General features: G+C 70.0%; 16 protein-coding genes and 1 pseudogene. 13 read left to right on the top strand and 4 right to left on the bottom strand.

All coding sequences use genetic code 11. The features are described from left to right. Positions 1-163: 163 nt before the first annotated feature. From AC0VYD_RS23555 to ccsB, 5 genes and pseudogenes are all read left to right on the top strand, one after another. Positions 164-367: a helix-turn-helix domain-containing protein gene (locus AC0VYD_RS23555; RefSeq protein WP_013155995.1), complete on the top strand. Its 204-nt coding sequence runs from the start codon at positions 164-166 to the stop codon at positions 365-367. Positions 368-591: 224 nt separating this feature from the next. Further along, positions 592-1,347 carry a TlpA family protein disulfide reductase gene (locus AC0VYD_RS23550; RefSeq protein WP_475477516.1) on the top strand — a complete coding sequence of 252 codons (756 nt, stop codon included), beginning with the start codon at positions 592-594 and terminating at the stop codon, positions 1,345-1,347. Further along, complete coding sequence (locus tag AC0VYD_RS23545; RefSeq protein WP_475477515.1) at positions 1,347-2,168, top strand: cytochrome c biogenesis CcdA family protein; 822 nt, start codon at positions 1,347-1,349, stop codon at positions 2,166-2,168. Before AC0VYD_RS23550 ends, AC0VYD_RS23545 begins: the two co-directional genes overlap by 1 nt. 1 nt (position 2,169) lies before the next feature. Then, positions 2,170-3,795 (top strand): cytochrome c biogenesis protein ResB, encoded by a 1,626-nt coding sequence (gene resB, locus AC0VYD_RS23540; RefSeq protein ID WP_475477514.1) that lies wholly within the window; start codon positions 2,170-2,172, stop codon positions 3,793-3,795. Continuing rightward, positions 3,792-4,783, top strand: a pseudogene (ccsB, locus tag AC0VYD_RS23535) (c-type cytochrome biogenesis protein CcsB). Before resB ends, ccsB begins: the two are co-directional and overlap by 4 nt. Before the next feature lie 22 nt (positions 4,784-4,805). On the opposite strand, the gene AC0VYD_RS23530 reads toward ccsB, so the two are convergent. Beyond that, a complete protein-coding gene (locus AC0VYD_RS23530; RefSeq protein ID WP_475477513.1) occupies positions 4,806-5,801 on the bottom strand; it encodes a LacI family DNA-binding transcriptional regulator in 996 nt (331 codons plus the stop codon). Positions 5,802-6,039: 238 nt separating this feature from the next. Here AC0VYD_RS23530 and AC0VYD_RS23525 point away from each other — a divergent pair, with 238 nt between their 5' ends. Continuing rightward, positions 6,040-7,356 (top strand): pectate lyase family protein, encoded by a 1,317-nt coding sequence (locus AC0VYD_RS23525; protein ID WP_475477512.1) that lies wholly within the window; start codon positions 6,040-6,042, stop codon positions 7,354-7,356. A 146-nt stretch (positions 7,357-7,502) separates the two neighbouring features. Here AC0VYD_RS23525 and AC0VYD_RS23520 read toward each other — a convergent pair whose 3' ends face one another. After that, positions 7,503-7,853, bottom strand: a complete 351-nt coding sequence (locus tag AC0VYD_RS23520) for a PLD nuclease N-terminal domain-containing protein (protein ID WP_191266948.1) — start codon at positions 7,851-7,853, stop codon at positions 7,503-7,505. Positions 7,854-7,971: 118 nt separating this feature from the next. After that, on the bottom strand, positions 7,972-8,172 hold the full coding sequence (locus tag AC0VYD_RS23515) for a BldC family transcriptional regulator (protein ID WP_017535950.1): 201 nt from the start codon (positions 8,170-8,172) through the stop codon (positions 7,972-7,974). A gap of 412 nt (positions 8,173-8,584) precedes the next feature. Here AC0VYD_RS23515 and AC0VYD_RS23510 point away from each other — a divergent pair, with 412 nt between their 5' ends. Then, the gene (locus AC0VYD_RS23510; protein ID WP_475477511.1) at positions 8,585-8,926 is read left to right on the top strand and encodes a DUF4229 domain-containing protein; all 342 of its coding nucleotides are present in this window, start codon (positions 8,585-8,587) and stop codon (positions 8,924-8,926) included. Positions 8,927-8,992: 66 nt separating this feature from the next. Here AC0VYD_RS23510 and AC0VYD_RS23505 read toward each other — a convergent pair whose 3' ends face one another. Continuing rightward, positions 8,993-10,261, bottom strand: a complete 1,269-nt coding sequence (locus AC0VYD_RS23505) for a hypothetical protein (RefSeq protein ID WP_475477510.1) — start codon at positions 10,259-10,261, stop codon at positions 8,993-8,995. Positions 10,262-10,641: 380 nt separating this feature from the next. Here AC0VYD_RS23505 and AC0VYD_RS23500 point away from each other — a divergent pair, with 380 nt between their 5' ends. The 6 genes from AC0VYD_RS23500 (at position 10,642) to AC0VYD_RS23475 (ending at position 16,007) form a co-directional block, all read left to right on the top strand. Then, a complete protein-coding gene (locus AC0VYD_RS23500; RefSeq protein WP_475477509.1) occupies positions 10,642-11,529 on the top strand; it encodes an immunity 49 family protein in 888 nt (295 codons plus the stop codon). A 47-nt stretch (positions 11,530-11,576) separates the two neighbouring features. After that, positions 11,577-12,287, top strand: a complete 711-nt coding sequence (locus AC0VYD_RS23495; RefSeq protein ID WP_191266940.1) for a demethylmenaquinone methyltransferase — start codon at positions 11,577-11,579, stop codon at positions 12,285-12,287. A 417-nt stretch (positions 12,288-12,704) separates the two neighbouring features. Beyond that, positions 12,705-14,009 carry a geranylgeranyl reductase family protein gene (locus AC0VYD_RS23490; protein ID WP_475477508.1) on the top strand — a complete coding sequence of 435 codons (1,305 nt, stop codon included), beginning with the start codon at positions 12,705-12,707 and terminating at the stop codon, positions 14,007-14,009. Between the two features lie 271 nt (positions 14,010-14,280). Next, entirely contained in the window at positions 14,281-14,640 is a 360-nt protein-coding gene (locus tag AC0VYD_RS23485) for an NADH-quinone oxidoreductase subunit A (protein ID WP_191266932.1), read from the top strand. 79 nt (positions 14,641-14,719) lie between these two features. Then, on the top strand, positions 14,720-15,265 hold the full coding sequence (locus AC0VYD_RS23480) for a NuoB/complex I 20 kDa subunit family protein (protein ID WP_191266930.1): 546 nt from the start codon (positions 14,720-14,722) through the stop codon (positions 15,263-15,265). A gap of 1 nt (position 15,266) precedes the next feature. Beyond that, entirely contained in the window at positions 15,267-16,007 is a 741-nt protein-coding gene (locus tag AC0VYD_RS23475; RefSeq protein ID WP_473037947.1) for an NADH-quinone oxidoreductase subunit C, read from the top strand. Positions 16,008-16,031: the final 24 nt, after the last annotated feature.

The raw sequence follows: 16,031 nt of genomic DNA, 5'->3' as shown, positions 1-16,031 counted from the left end.
GAACTCGGCTCTACTCTGAAAACGGACGTGTCAGTAGTGACAGCACGACACGCTGGCGTGTCGGTGGGACGGGCACAGTTTCCGGGGTCGCCCAACCACTGCCGGGCACGCCAGGGCTGAACGGTAGACAAATGCTCACGTCCGGGAATGAGGGCGTCGGAAGATGAACGGGAGCAAGCCGCCTCTCGAAGAGGTCAGGTTCTTGACCGTGGCGGAGGTCGCCACGATCATGCGTGTGTCCAAGATGACCGTTTACCGAATGGTGCACTCGGGAGTTCTCCCCGCGATCCGTGTGGGGCGTTCCTACCGGGTACCCGAGCGAGCCGTGCACGACTACCTCCGCGAGGCTTTCGTCGAGGCTGGTTGACAGGGCCGGGCCGGACCCGGGTGCGGGGCCCACACGCCCAGCGCCCGGTCCGCCGATCACCAGGGGGCGGTGACTCCCCGACATCGCCCCCGTAAGGGGTCCACCTCGCCGAGTGCCGCTCCGCGCCCTTGCGCCGGGGCGGCCGAGCGGTCCCCAGGGCATCTACTACACTTTGTCGTTGTTGTAGTCCGCCCTGTTCACACCGCGTTCGCGAGGTCCCCTCGATGCCCAGTACCAGCGCAGGTACACGACGCCGCCGTGCCGTGCCGCGCCTGTCGGCCGCGGCGTTGGCCGCCGTCCTCGCCCTGTCCGGCTGCGCCGGAGGCAACGAGATCGAGTCCGGCGGCGAGGAGGACCGGTTCATCTCCGGTGACGGCAGTGCCACCGTCTTCGAGACCGGTGAGCGCGAGGCGGTTCCCGAGATCACCGGGACCACCTTCGACGGCGACGAGGTCTCCCTGAGCGACTACTCGGGCGAGATCCTCGTGCTCAACGTGTGGGCCAGCTGGTGCGGCCCCTGCCGGGCCGAACAGCCCGTCCTGGACGAGGTGTACACCGAGTACGGCGGCCTCGGGGTGGACTTCCTCGGTGTGAACATCAAGGACGACGAGACCGCCGCGCTGGCCTACACCGACAACAAGGACGTGCCCTACCCGAGCCTGTACGACCAGCCCGGAGAGATCCCGCAGGCCTTCCGGGACACCGTCCCGCCCCGGGCGATCCCCAGCACCCTGGTCATCGACCCCGACGGCAACATCGCCGCCCGCGTCATCGGACCCACCACCTACGGCCAGCTCACCGGCCTCCTCGACCCGCTGGTGGTCGAGTTCGACTTCGGCGACCCCGAGGAGCGCCCCCGCGTCTCCGAGCAGGAGGGCTACGGCGAGGGCGCCGGGGAAGGCGCCGACGAGGCCCCGGAGACCGCCGGGGAGACCGGCCAGGACGCCGCCGACGGTGCTCAGGACGGGGACGACGACTGATGGACCCGATCGGCACCACCGTCCTGACCGGCTCCCTCCTCCTGGCCGCGCCCCTCGCCCTCGCCGCCGGACTGGTCTCCTTCCTCTCACCCTGCGTGCTCCCGCTCGTCCCCGGCTACCTGTCGTACGTGTCCGGCATGAGCGGAACCCAGGTCCGCGAACGGGAGGAGAACGCAGCGGCCGGAGGGGGCGGCGCCGCGGGCACCCGTACGGTCGCCGACATCGACACCGAGCTCGCGCGGCGCCGGTGGACGATGGTCACCGGCAGCATCCTGTTCATCGCGGGGTTCAGCTTCGTCTTCGTCGCGGTCGGCGGATTCATCGGCTGGCTCGGCGACCTCCTCATGGACTACACCGACCCCGTCACCCGGGTGCTCGGTGCGCTCACCGTCGTCCTCGGCCTGGCCTTCATGGGCCTCCTGCCGGGGTTCGGCCGCGAGTTCCGTTTCCACCGCCTGCCCCGCGCCGGGCTGGCCGGGGCGCCACTGCTCGGCGTCCTCTTCGGCCTGGGCTGGACCCCGTGCATCGGTCCCACCCTGGCCGCCGTCCAGACCCTCGCCTTCGTCGAGGGGGGCGCCGGCCGGGGGATGCTCCTGTCCCTCGTCTACTGCGTCGGGCTGGGGCTGCCGTTCATCCTCGCCTCGCTGCTCTACCGGCGCGCGTTGCACGCGTTCGGATGGCTCAAGCGCCACACCCGCACGGTCACGGTGTTCGGCGGTGTCATGCTCGTCCTGGTCGGCCTCGCCATGGTGACCGGCCTCTGGACGCAGATGACCATCGCCATGCAGGGCTGGGCCGCAAACTTCCAGACGGTGATCTGACTTGACCACGACCACGTCCGAGAACTCGGAGAACACGTCCGGGGGACAGCCCCCCGAGAACCGGCCCAGAGGGCTGGGCGCCATCGGCTGGGCGCGCTGGGTCTGGCGCACCCTCACCTCGATGCGCACCGCCCTGATCCTGCTCTTCCTGCTGGCGCTGGGGGCGATCCCCGGATCGATCCTGCCGCAGAACGTGGTCAGCGTCGACGAGGTGAACGCCTACTTCCGGGAGAACCCGGAGCTGGCGCCCTGGCTGGACCGCCTCTACCTCTTCGACGTCTTCTCCTCGCCCTGGTACGGCGCGATCTACCTGCTGCTCTTCGTCTCCCTGGCCGGGTGCGTGCTCCCGCGCGCCCTCGTGCACGCCAAGGCGGTCCGGGCACGGCCGGTGCCCACCCCGCGAAACCTCGGCCGGATGCCCTACGTGGCCCGGTTCAGCACCGACGCCTCACCCGAGACCGCGCTGGAGCGGGTCGGCGGAGTACTCCGGGGGTACCGGACCGAACGGTACGGCGACTCGGTCTCCGCGGAGACCGGCTACCTGCGCGAGGTCGGGAACGTACTGTTCCACCTCGCCCTGCTTGCTCTGCTGCTGGCCCTCGCGGCCGGGGCGTTCTTCGGCTACCGCGGCAACATGCTGATCGTGGAGGGCGACGGGTTCGCCAACACGCTGCCGTCCTACGACGCCGTCTACCCGGGCCACTGGACCGACACCGACCGGTTCGAGCCCTTCACGATGCACCTCGACAGCTTCGAGGCCAGCTTCATCGAGGAGGGCGACCTGCGCGGGCAGGCCGAGTCCTACGTCGCCGAGGTCACCTACAAGGAGGCTCCCGGGGCGCCGGAGCAGCAGCACAGGCTGGAGGTGAACCACCCGCTGAGCGTGGACGGCGTCCAGGTCTACCTGCTCGGGCACGGTTACGCCCCGGAGTTCGAGGTCCGCAACGCCGACGGCGACGTGGTCTTCGACCAGGCGGTCCCGTTCCTGCACCGGGAGACCAGGAGCTACACCTCCGACGGTGTCATCAAGGTCCCGGACACCGGCGGCGAGGAGATCGGTTTCGTCGGGGTCTTCCTGCCCACGGCCGCCGAGGACGCCGGGGGCGAACTGACCTCCACCTTCCCCGGACCGGAGAACCCCGCGGTGACCCTGGAGGCCTACCGGGGCGACCTGGGGATGTCCGAGCCGCAGTCGGTCTACCAGCTCCAGACCACGGGGATGGAGGAGCTCGGCGAATCCCCCGTGATGGCCGTCGGCGACACCTGGGAGCTGCCCGATGAGGCCGGTTCGGTCACCTTCAAGGGGTACAAGCAGTACGCCACCCTCCAGAGCAACCGGGACGGGGCCCGGCTGCCCGCCCTGGGCGCGGCCACCACGGCCGTGGCCGGCCTGCTCCTCACCCTCTTCGTGCGCCCCCGCCGGGTGTGGGTGCGCGCCAGCAGGGGAGCGGACGGCCGCACCCGGGTGGAGCTGGCCGGGCTCGGCAAGACCGAGGCGGCCGGTGACAACTCCGAGTTCCACGAGATCACCAAACAGCTTGCCGGACGGCTCCGGAGCGAGTCCGACGACAACCCCCGCACACCATCCGACCCGCCAGAGTCGACGACAAGAGGGAGTGACCGGTGACGTACACACTCGCCGGACCGGTGAACGAGACGATGGCGTCGGCCAGTGACACGTTGATCATCGCGATGATCGTGACGTACGCGGCCGCACTGTTCCTCTTCGCCATCGAGGCCGCCTACGGACGGCGTACCAGGCTCAGGGCCGGCTCATGCCGGTGGGCGCCGGGGCCGTCGAGAACGCCGACGACGGCGACATCGAGGTCGAGGTCCGCACCTCGGAGGGCGCGGCCCAGGCCCCCCAGAGCGTTCTGGGCAGGATCGCCCTGGGCGTGACCGCGCTGGGCTTCGTGTTCAGCGTCGCGCAGGTCGTCACCCGGGGGCTGGCCGCGGGCCGCTGGCCCTGGGGCAACATGTTCGAGTTCGTCGTGGCGATGTGCCTGGTGGCCGTCGGCGCGCTGCTCTACGCCTCCTGGCGCTACCAGGCCCGCTTCCTCGGGGCCTTCGTGCTCGTCCCGGTGCTGCTCCTGCTGGGCATCGGGGTTCGCTGGCTGTACGTCGACCCGGGCCCGCTGATCCCGGCGCTCCACTCCTACTGGGTCCCGATCCACGTGACCGCCGTGATCATCGCGGGCGGAGCCTTCATGGTCTCCGGTGTCACGGGTGTCACCTACCTGGTCGCGCACCGGGCCGAGGCCAAACGCGCCCTGGGGGAGAAGGTCGCCGGTATCGCCGGCCGCCTGCCCAGCTCCGAGCTGCTCGACCGCATCTCGCACCGGTTCATCCTGTTCGCCTTCCCGCTGTGGACCTTCGGCGTCATCGCCGGTTCCATCTGGGCCGACGAGGCGTGGGGCCGGTTCTGGGGCTGGGACCCCAAGGAGGTCTGGTCCTTCATCACCTGGGTGGTCTACGCCGCCTACCTGCACGCCCGGGCCACGGGCGGATGGCGCGGTCCGAAGGCCACGTGGATCAACGTGATCGGTTTCCTGACCGTCATGTTCAACTTCTTCGCCGTGAACTACATGTTCAGCGGACTGCACTCCTACGCCTGACCGGCCACCGGGCCGCACGGACTCAGCCGGCCGCGCCGACCCCTCGGGGCGGCGCGGTCGACTCGCGTACGACCAGACCGGTGTCCAACGAGACCGTCCCGGGGGGACCCCCGGCGCCCACGGCCTGGAGCAGCAGGTCGACGGCTCCGCGCCCGGCGGCCGACACCGGCATCTCCACCGTGGTCAGGGCCGGACTGCAGTACTGGGCCACGTGGCTGTTGTCCACGCCGACCACGCTCAGGTCCCCGGGTACCGACAGGCCCAGCTCGGCGGCCTGCCGGACCAGACCGAAGGCCATCAGGTCGTTGTGGGCCAGCACGGCACTCGCCCCGCTGGCCGCGACCTCCTCGGCGGCGGACCGGCCGCCCTCCTCCGTCGGCGGGTTGGGACCGACCCGCTGGAGGAGCACCCCCCGTTCTGCGGCGAGCCCCTCGGCGGCGCGTTCGATCTCCCGGCTGGTCCAGGCCGTGTGCGGCCCCGTCGCCAGGGCGATCTCCCGGTGGCCCAGCCCGAGGAGGTGATCGAGGGCCTGGCGGGCACCGGAACCGACGTCCATCACAACCCCCGGGACCCCGCGGAGCCGCCGGTTGACGACGACCAGCGGGAGCTCGCGGGAGAGCTCGGCGATGACGCGGTTGGCCAGCCGGGGCGCGACCAACAGGACACCGTCCACCTGCTTGGCCATGGACCGGACCAGTTCCTCCTCCACCTCCGGCCGCTCGTCGGTGTCGGCGACGAAGACGTGGTAGTCGCGTTCCCTGGCCTGGGCCTGGGCGGACTTGACCAGCGGCGGGAAGAACGGGTTGGCGATGTCGGCGACGATCAGCCCGAGGTTTCCGGTCCTGCTGGTGGACAGGGCCCTGGCGGCGCGGTTGGGCCGGTAGCCGAGCGCGTCCGCGGCCGCCAGCACCCGGGCACGGGTGTCCGGCCTGACCAGGTGGGCCGCGGAGAGGGTGCGCGAGACGGTGGAGACGTGCACCCCGCTCACCCGGGCCACGTCCCTGATGGTGACGGCCACCGGGGCCTCCGTTCCGCCGACTGTTCTCGCTTCCTCGACAATACGGCAATCGTTTGTCGGATGTCAGCCCGGTCGGCACACGTCCTTTTTGTCATTCCCACTGTCCCAACGACTGTTTTTCCATCCTTTTCCAGACGGAACGCGGCGGAGGAAGGGTTGACGGGGGCGACAAATTCAGAGAGATACTTGCAAACGTTTGCAGGCATGTGCTCAGGACCCCCGACCAAGGAGCAGACAGATGCGAAGGTTCGTCCCACCTCTGGCCCTGACGGCCGTGCTGGTCGCCACCACACTCGCCCCGGCCGCGGCCGAACCCGTCGGTGATCCCCGCGGTGTCGGCCGCCAGACCCTGTCCGAGGGCGACGGCTGGGGTTCGGCGGGCAACGGGACGACCGGCGGTTCCGAGGCCGCCCCGGAGGACGTCCACCGGGTCTCCACCATGGCGGAGTTCCGCGCGGCGGTGGGTGAGCGGGACGGCGACACCCCGGTGATCGTCTACGTCGAGGGCGTCATCGACGCCAACACCGCCCCGGACGGGACATCCCTGAGCTGCGAGGACTACGCGGTGGACGGGTACACCCAGGAGGACTACCTCGCCGAGTACGACCCGGACACCTGGGGCTGGAGGGACCCCGAGGGCCCGCTGGAGGAGGCCCGGATCGCCTCGTCGGCCGTGCAGGCCGAACAGATCCGGGTCGGGGTCGGTTCCAACACCACCATCGTGGGGGTGGGGGACGACGCCACCGTCACCGGGATGAACCTGCGGGTCCACAACGCGGACAACGTCATCCTGCGCAACCTCACCTTCTCCGACGCGTACGACTGCTTCCCCGGCTGGGACCCGGGCGACGGGGGCGGCGGCAACTGGAACTCCGAGTACGACCAGGTCGAGGTCTCCGGATCCACCAACGTGTGGGTGGACCACAACACCTTCGACGACGGCGACAACCCCGGCAGCGAACTCCCCGAGTACTTCGGCCGCAAGTACGAGGTGCACGACGGCCTGCTCGACATCGTGCGCGCCACCGACCTCGTCACGGTCTCCCGGAACCACTTCGAGGGCCGGGACAAGGCGATGCTGCTGGGTAACAGCGACGGCCGTACCACCGACCGGGGCTACCTGCGGGTGACCTGGCGCCACAACCACTTCGACGGCCTGGGGGAGCGGGCACCGCGGGTGCGCTACGGCCAGGTGCACGTGCACAACAACTACTACACGGTCCGGGACCCCGAGCACTTCGGCTACAGCCTGGGGGTGGGAAAGGAGTCGCACCTGTACGCGGAGAACAACATCTTCGACCTCCACGACGGGATCGGGGCCGGTGAGCTGCTGCGCAACTGGGGCGGCACCGACATCGTGGAGCACGGGAACGTCCTGCTGACCGAGGGGTCCGGACGGCTCACCCCTGTCGACCTGGTCGCCGAGCACAACGCCCTCCGCCCGGACGACCGGCTCGGGACCGAACTGACCTGGGTGCCGCAGCTGGCGGACGAGGTGGAGCCGGTGCACGCGGTCCGGGGGCTGCCCCGGTCGGCGGGGGCCGGGCTCCTGTAGCCACCCGGGCCCGGCGGCCGGGCGGCCCGCCCCCGAGGGGCCCGCCCGGAAACGGCGGCGGGGGCCGTACCCGGTTCGGGTACGGCCCCCGCAGTCCGTTGTCTGCGAAGCCCTTCGGCAGGTGCCGTTCGGCGGTACCGAGTGGACTACTCCTCCGGGTCGATCCGACGGTTGAGGCGTCGGAGGAACTCCGGATCGTCGTCGGGGCCGAGCGGGTGCGGGCTGTCCGAGGGCTTGGCGAAGTCTGACGGGTCGAGGTCGTCCACGGACGCGGCCTGCTCCGGAGAGGGCGTGCCACCGACGGAGGCAGGCCTGCGCGGACGACCCAGGAAGAGCCACAGGATCGAGCCGACGGGCATGAACAGTGCGATGACGACCAGCCACAGGACCTTCGGAAGGTTCCGAGCCTCCTGGGCAGGGGTGGTCAACGCGTCGAAGAACGCGTACACCCACAGAACGATCGATACGAGCGTGATCAGGCCACCGAGCCACACCATGCTTCCAGCCTACTCTTGCTGTCGACTCCGCACAGCCGGGTGCGCCTGCCCAGAGGTGCGGGAGACCGCGCGGATCGTCGGGTCCGGGGCCGTCGGGGGCGTGTCGGACGCCGGTCGGTCAGGGGGTGCTCTCGCTCGGCTCTCCGAGCAGGAGGGCGCGTACCTCGGACTCCCGGAAACGGCGGTGGCCGCCGGGCGTCCGAATGCTGCTGATCCGCCCGGAGGCGGCCCAGCGGGTGACGGTCTTGGGATCAACCCGGAAGAGTGAGGCCACTTCCCCGGGGGTCAACAGGCGTTCGCTTGCTCGTTCCACCTTCACATTCCCCCAATCGTGCCCGCCTGGACTGAGGGGGCGGCGGGCGTTTGATCCCCTAGTGTGCACGAGTTGGTCCGTTTCCTCCCTAGTTTTCGGAGAAATTGCTCCGCTGGGGGGAGGAGTGGGAGATATGTGATCGGAACGTGATGTTCGGGCCCTGCTGTCGGGATTGGAAACATCCCATGACTATCCGAATCCGGTGCCGATCACGCCCGGCCAGGCCTGCGGTGGAACACACCCCGCCCTGGTGCGTGCCGACGGAGGCACACCCTTAACCTGGAGGTAAGGGCTGCCTGATGCGGAACGCCACCCTTCGACCGTGGTCGCGCGACTCGGCCGACCACATGCGTGATCATGCGCGGGCGGGTGTGTCGACCAATCTAGTGCAGGTAATCGTCTGTTGTGAGGCTTTTTGATGCGTAGCTGGCTGACCTACACCGCCGCCCGCCTGGCGCTGTTCGCGGGCGCCTTCGGAGTCGTCTACCTCTTCGGCGCGAGGTCGTGGGTCGCGTTGATCCTCGCGTGGGTGGTCAGCGGGCTCGCCTCCTACGTCCTGCTCTCGAAGTGGCGCGACCAGATGTCGGCGTCGGTCGTCGACTGGTCGAAGAAGCGCGAGGACAGGGCGGTCGGCACCCGGCTCTCCGGCGGTGCCGCCCGCGAGGACGAGATCCAGGACGAGCTCCTGGAGGCCCGGGGCGCGGAGGGGGCCGGGGCCGCTCCCGCGGAGGGCACCGGGGCCGCCGAGACCAGGAACTGACGAAGGGGCCGGCCCCGCTTTCCGCGGAGCCGCCCCTGCGGTCCCCGGTCCGGCCGGGGGAGTGCCTCACGGGGCCGGGAACATCCCCAGCCGCGCGTGGTACTCGTCGGCGAGGCGATCGGTGTCGCTGCCCACGTAGAGGCCGTCGGAGGTCGCGTGCAGCGCCTCCACGCCGTGGCCGCGGGAGCGCCCCGGGTTCCAGGGCAGGGCCCGCCCCGTGCCGGGGTCCACCGCGGCGATGCCCTCCCGGGCCACCGACCCGGGGCCCGGGTTCAGGGCGCCCTTCTCGTTGTCCATCCAGCGCTGGTGGCCGCCCACGTAGACGGCCGACGAGGTGACCTCGACCGAGTACAGCGAGTCCCCGCCGGTCAGGTTGGTCCAGGTGGGCTCGGAGTCCGCGGTGTCGTTGTTCTCGAACCGGGCCGTCGACTTGCACAGGCCGGGTTTCGTCTTCGGGCCGCCCGCGGTCACCACCACGAAGTAGGAGCCGTCGGGGGAGAACTCCATCTGCCGCATGTACGTGTGCATCGCCGAGTAGTCACAGGGCGCCTCGTAGGCGGAGGTCGACCAGGCCGTGGGGGCCGCGGTCGCGGTGTCGATCAGGGCGATCTGGTAGCGGTCCAGCCCCTCCACCTCGGTGAAGGTTCCGTTGATGGCGAGCCGTTCCCCGTCCGGGCTCAGTGCGAGCTCCTGCACGCGCAGGCTGCCGCGCCGCTGCTCGGCGAGGGTCGGGGCGAAGTACGGGTCGACCCGCCCGGTGGCGGTGTCGATCCGGGCCAGTCCGGTGCGCCGTTGGCCGTTGACCCCGGTGAAGTCCCCGCCGAGGTAGACGTGGCCCCCGCCGCCGGTGAGCCGGTGCACCTTCCCGCTGTCCACCGAGGCGTCGAACCCCCTGACGGTCCTCCCGGTGGCCGTGTCGATCCGTGCGACGCCCCGGCTGTCCGCCCCGTTGACCCGCTTGAACTCGCCGCCGATGACCACCGACCCGTCGGGCCCCGCCGCCAGCGAGGTGACGGTGCCGTCCACGGCCGGGGCGAAGCCCGGGAGGACCTCGCCGCTGCCGTGCCTGAACGCGAACAGGTTGTACCGGTCGTGGGTGCGCCTTCCGTCGGCGTCGGAGACGCGGTCGAAGTCCCCGGCCACCACCACGGTGTCGCCGAGGCGGAGGATGTCCTTGACCGTCCCGTCCAGGACGTGCGGGGTCCACTGGACGGGTTGTTCGCTGACCACGCCGTCGTGCGGGGCCGCGAAGGCCGGTGAGGCGGCCGCGGCCCCCAGCGGAAGCAGGAGCAGAGAGCTCATCGTCAGGGCGACGAACGATCGGGCCGGGTTCACGGGACTCTCCTAGGACGCACGGCGGGATGGTTTCGGAGACGCCATTATTGCATGTTGTTGCTGATTAATTACTCCAGGTAGTCAAGCGTTCCCGCATCGTCCGCGGCTCTCCCAGCCCGGGCGCCCGGGCTGGGCGGCCACGAGCCGCCTGCTCCGCCCGGGAGAGTCCTCCGGTACCGGAGGACGCACGGCTCGCACGCCGGGGAAACCGGCTCGTCGCCGGTCGGGTGAGTTTCCTGGCGGAATCCCCCGTCGGGGTGTTGTGTGAGGTGGGGGACCGGATCGTCCGGGCGCGGGAACCGGCCGGTCCGACGCGGGCAGCGCTCGTTCCCCGGCTGAGACCGACCCGCCCATGCCGACTCCGTGAGGAAGTGAAGTCCGTGGTGTTCGTTCCCCGGCGTTCGCCGGTTCGTGTGTCCGTCGACCGGGCCCGGATCGAGGAGATCGAGGCCGAACGGCCCCGTTACGCCGCCCTCCTCGAGGAGCGGCCGGCGACCGCCGGCGCCTGCCTGGACGAGGTGTACCGGCCCGTGTTGGAGACCCTCGCGGCCGCACCCGACTGCGACTGGCTCTGGGGCTGGGAGAGCTGGGTCCTGGCCACGCAGTACCACCACGCCGTCGTCGCGCTGGGGACCGCTCCCCGCGGCACGGAGTTCGAGTGGCGGGTGGAGCACGAGGACCGTCGCCTGACCTCGCCCGGGCCGGTGGCCGCCGCCGACGCCAGTGCCTGGACGAGGGCCTTCTTCCTGGCCCTGGTCGGCCGCGACGAGAAGCGGGTGCGGGACCTGGCCGGCATCCCGGTCGAACGCCTGCGGGAGACCGGGGGCACCGCCGCGCACCCGGCCTACCTCCACCACTGGGTGGGCGCCCTGCAGGCGCTCGTCAACGGGGACGACCGGCTCGCCCCGCACCTGCGCTCGGCGATGGAACTGTCCGACCCCCGGCAGCCCGGGGCCGACCTTCCGGCTCTCGAACTCGATCTGCTGGTCTTCCCCCAACTGGACCTGCTGCGCGCCTTCCTGGGCGGTGAACCGGAGGACTTCGAGCGGATCCTGGTCCGGGGCCTGGAGTCGTTCGGGGAGTACCACGCCCGGTCGGAGGGGCAGGGGGACCCGCTCGCGGAGGTGCTGCCGCTCGGCTTGCTCGGCCTGGCCGGCCTGGCCTTCGACCGGGTCGACCACGACCCTGGCTACCGGATGGACGTGCGCTCGGACTACCTGCCCCGTGCCCTGCTGGAGCGCTCCTGGCAGGGGGAGTTCCCCGTCTGAGACAAGGCCGGTCCGGGCTGCTGTCCGGGCCCCCTTAGGCTGTTTCCATGACCCGCGCGAAGCTCGACAAGAAGCCCCAGGACGTCGCCGCGATGTTCGACGGCATCGCAGAGAACTACGACCTCGTCAACGACGTCATCTCGCTCGGCCAGGACCGCGTCTGGCGGCGCGCCGTGGTCGACGCGGTCGACGCCCACAGCGGCGAGCTGGTCCTGGACCTGGCCGCGGGTACCGGCACCTCCTCGGAGTCCTTCATCAGGAAGGGCGCCCGCGTGATCGCCTGCGACTTCTCGCTGGGCATGCTGCAGAACGGGGCCCGGCGGCGCGGCGGCGCCTCGCGCGGCGGCGTGACCTTCGTGGCGGGTGACGCCCTCTCCCTGCCCTTCGCCGACGAGACCTTCGACGCGGTGACGATCTCCTTCGGTCTGCGCAACGTCGCCGACGTGGACCAGGCGCTGCGGGAGCTGCGCCGGGTGACCAGGGTCGGCGGCCGTCTGGTCATCTGCGAGTTCAGCCACATCCCGGTCGAGTTCGTGGACAGGCTCTACTCGACGTACCTGATGGCGGCCCTGCCGAGGATCGCCGGAGCCTTCTCCGGCCGCAGCGAGGCCTACGACTACCTGTCGGAGTCGATCATGGCCTGGCCCGACCAGGCCGAGCTGTCGAAGTACCTCCAGGGCGCCGGGTGGTCGCGGGTCGCCTGGCGCAACCTGACCCTGGGCACGGTGGCCCTGCACCGCGGTTTCCGGGAGAAGTAAAACCCGACATAACGCCCAAAGGGCGAAAGCTTTCGCTTTCAACTAAAAAGAACTCAAACCCCGGGGAACGGTCCGTTCCCCGGGGTTTCTTGTTACTCATGAGTCACTTGTGCCTCCTGTGGTGGTGCTAGCTGCACTTCTAGCACTGAGTGACCTCTTTGATGCGCATGAGTGGCCTTGTGGGCGCTATATCCGATTTCTTGAAGAACGCCCCCCGGGGGTCGCCTCCCGGCCCGGGAGGGTCTAGACTGCGGAAAAGAGGCTTGTGAAGTGCTTCACAAGCACACGAGTCGTATGACACAAGACCCATGTCGGGTATGTCGGAAGTCCCAAAACGTCCCATAACACCCCCCGTGAGCGGGTCGACCCCGCACTGACCCGCCACGGCGTACCGCGCAAGTAGTCGAGGACACATCCGTGAGCGAGACAGCCACCTCCTCTCCCAGAGGCCGGGAACGGATCGAGTACGACGCCGACGTCATCGTCGTCGGCGCTGGCCCTTCTGGCTCCACCACCGCCTACTACCTGGCCCAGGCAGGGCTCGACGTCCTCCTCCTGGAGAAGACCTCCTTCCCCCGTGAGAAGGTCTGCGGCGACGGGCTCACCCCGAGGGCGGTGAAACAGCTCACCGCCATGGGGATCACCTTCGAGGACGAAGGGTGGATCAAGAACCACGGCCTGCGCATCGTCGGCGCGGGTGTCCGCCTCGAACTGCCCTGGCCCGACCTGGCCGCCTACCCCGGTTTCGGACTCGTGCGCACGCGCTTCGACTTCGACCAGATCCTGGTCAACCGGGCCGTGGCCGCCGGGGCCAAACTCCTGGAGCGCACCAACGTCACCGGGCCCCTCATGGACGAGCGCAGCAACCGCATCGTCGGGGTGCGCGCCAAGAACGCCGACCGCGAACCGGTGACCTTCCGGGCGCCGCTGGTCGTCGCCGCCGACGGGAACTCCTCCCGGCTCTCCGTGGCCATGGGCATCCGCAAGCGCGACGACCGCCCCATGGGCGTGGCCGTGCGCACCTACTTCGAGAGCCCCCGCCACAAGGACGACTACCTGGAGTCCTGGCTGGAACTGTGGGACCGCAGCGGTGAGAAGGACGTGCTCCTGCCCGGCTACGGCTGGGTCTTCGGGGTCGGCGACGGCACCAGCAACGTCGGCCTGGGCATCCTCAACTCCACCTCCTCCTTCCAGGACGTGGACTACCGCAAGCTCCTGCGCCGGTGGACCGACTCGATGCCGCGGGAGTGGGGCTTCACCGAGGAGAACCAGAAGGGCGGCATCCGCGGCGCCGCGCTGCCGATGGGCTTCAACCGGGTCCCGCACTACTCGCGCGGCCTGCTGCTGGTCGGTGACGCGGGCGGCATGGTCAACCCCTTCAACGGCGAGGGCATCGCCTACGCCATGGAGGCCGGTCAGATCGCCGCCGACGTGATCGTGCAGGCGCACGGGCGCCCCACCCAGCAGACCCGGGAGCGCGCACTGCTGCACTACCCGGACGTGCTGGCGGACACCTACGGCGGCTACTACACGCTCGGCCGCTACTTCGTGAAGGTCATCGGCCAGCCCGAGTTCATGAAGTACGCGACCAAGTACGGCCTGCGCCAGCGCACGCTCATGAAGTTCGCCCTGAAGATGCTCGCCAACCTCACCGAGCCGAACAAGGGTGACGCCATGGACCGGGTCATCAACGGACTGACCAAGATCGCGCCCGCCGCCTAGGCGAGGGCGCCGCCGGGGTTCCGCAGGACGAACCGAGCCGCCAGGAGGAACGGGCGGGGAGCGGACGAGGGACCCCCGGCTTTCCCTGGCGTCCGGGCGGGTCGGGGCCGAGCGCGCAGACCCGGGCGGGCGCCGCGGCGCGGGGACCGGGTCCCCGGCGCTCTCCGGAGCGGCCCGGCCTCGCCGAAACGGATTCGAGAAGCACGTGAAAACGTTCACAAGACTGCCGGTCGCGCACTCCGACCAGCCATTCAGTGGAGGAGGGTGAGCCGTGGAGCTGTACACACCGATATTCGTGCTCGGTGGGATCGGCGCCGCGTTCGTCGTGGTGTCGATGGTCGCCGGCGCGGTCATGGGCCCCAAGCGTTACAACCGGGCCAAGATGCAGGCCTACGAGTGCGGTATCGAACCCACTCCGCAGCCCGCGGGCGGCGGCCGTTTCACCGTCAAGTACTACATGACGGCGATGATGTTCATCGTCTTCGACATCGAGATCATCTTCCTCATCCCGTGGGCCGTGCACTTCGACGCCCTGGGCTGGTTCGGTCTGGTCGCGATCATCCTCTTCCTGGTGAACGTCTCCATCGCCTACGCCTACGAATGGCGCCGAGGGGGCCTCGAATGGGACTGACCCGAACGGGGACGACCCGCGCACCCCGCGTCCAGCCACACCAGCCCCAGCCGCCCATCCCGGAGGAGGTCCGCAGCTGATGGGACTCGAAGAGAAACTACCCGCAGGAGTCGCCCTCACCACGGTCGAACAGGTCGTGGGCCTGGCCCGCAAGAGCTCGATGTGGCCCGCCACCTTCGGTCTGGCCTGCTGCGCCATCGAGATGATGTCCGTCGGCGGCCCCCACTACGACCTCGCCCGGTTCGGCATGGAGAAGTTCGGCGCCACCCCGCGGCAGGCCGACCTGATGGTCGTCGCCGGACGGGTCAGCCAGAAGATGGCCCCGGTCCTGCGCCAGATCTACGACCAGATGCCCGAACCCAAGTGGGTCATCGCCATGGGCGTCTGCGCCTCCAGCGGCGGCATGTTCAACAACTACGCGATCGTCCAGGGCGTCGACCACATCGTGCCGGTCGACATGTACCTGCCGGGCTGCCCGCCGCGGCCGGAGATGTTCCTGGACGCCGTGCTCAAGCTCCACGACAAGGTGCAGAACACCAAGCTCGGCGCCCACCGCGAGCAGGAGATCACCGAGACCGAGGAGCGCATGCTCCGCCGTTCGCTGCCCCTGGTGACCAAGGACTGACATGAGCAACGAGAACGAGCGCGACGAGGCCGCGGAGAACCTCCCCGACCAGCTCGGCCGTGAGCGCCTGGCCGCACCGGTCAGGCGCACCGGCATGTTCGGCGCGAACACCACGGGCGACACCTCCGGCTTCGGCGGACTCCAGGTGCGGGGGAGCGCTCCCGCCCACAGCAGGCGCCCCTTCACCGATCCCGGCGACCCGCGCACCGCGGACTTCGACCGGGTCGCCGACGACCTGGAGGCGGCCCTCACCGGGATCGGCCGGCAGGACGAGGTCGAGCGGGTCGAGGTCGACCGCGGTGAGATCACCTTCCACGTGCGCCGCGAGGCGCTGCTGGAACTGGTCCGCGTCCTGCGGGACGACCCGGCCCTGCGCTACGAGCTGTGCACGGGCGTGGTCGGGGTGCACTTCCCCGAGGACGCCGGACGCGAACTGCACGCGGTCTACCACTTCCGGTCGATCACCCACAACAGCGAGATCCGCGTCTGCACCACCTGCCCCGACGCCGACCCGCACCTGCCCTCGATCGTGTCGGTGTACCCGACCAACGACTGGCACGAGCGCGAGGCCTGGGACTTCTTCGGGATGGTCTTCGACGGCCACCCGGCGCTGACCCGGATCCAGATGCCCGACGACTGGCACGGCCACCCCCAGCGCAAGGACTACCCGCTGGGCGGCGTACCGGTCGAGTACCGGGGAGCCACCGTGCCCCCGCCGGACGAGCGGCGGTCCTACCAGTGATCAGCCCTGCTACCACACCAGCCA

The organism is Nocardiopsis sp. iso_40 (assembly GCF_056173285.1).
Note: the sequence above shows the minus strand (reverse complement) of the source record. Positions and strands in the feature narration are given on the sequence as shown.

Bases quoted from the DNA above. Each gene is read 5' to 3' on its own strand.
- AC0VYD_RS23555 (WP_013155995.1), top strand. From the start codon at position 164: ATGAACGGGAGCAAGCCGCCTCTCGAAGAGGTCAGGTTCTTGACCGTG.
- AC0VYD_RS23550 (WP_475477516.1), top strand. From the start codon at position 592: ATGCCCAGTACCAGCGCAGGTACACGACGCCGCCGTGCCGTGCCGCGC.
- AC0VYD_RS23545 (WP_475477515.1), top strand. From the start codon at position 1,347: ATGGACCCGATCGGCACCACCGTCCTGACCGGCTCCCTCCTCCTGGCC.
- AC0VYD_RS23525 (WP_475477512.1), top strand. From the start codon at position 6,040: ATGCGAAGGTTCGTCCCACCTCTGGCCCTGACGGCCGTGCTGGTCGCC.
- AC0VYD_RS23520 (WP_191266948.1), bottom strand. From the start codon at position 7,853: ATGGTGTGGCTCGGTGGCCTGATCACGCTCGTATCGATCGTTCTGTGG.
- AC0VYD_RS23510 (WP_475477511.1), top strand. From the start codon at position 8,585: ATGCGTAGCTGGCTGACCTACACCGCCGCCCGCCTGGCGCTGTTCGCG.
- AC0VYD_RS23495 (WP_191266940.1), top strand. From the start codon at position 11,577: ATGACCCGCGCGAAGCTCGACAAGAAGCCCCAGGACGTCGCCGCGATG.
- AC0VYD_RS23480 (WP_191266930.1), top strand. From the start codon at position 14,720: ATGGGACTCGAAGAGAAACTACCCGCAGGAGTCGCCCTCACCACGGTC.
- AC0VYD_RS23475 (WP_473037947.1), top strand. From the start codon at position 15,267: ATGAGCAACGAGAACGAGCGCGACGAGGCCGCGGAGAACCTCCCCGAC.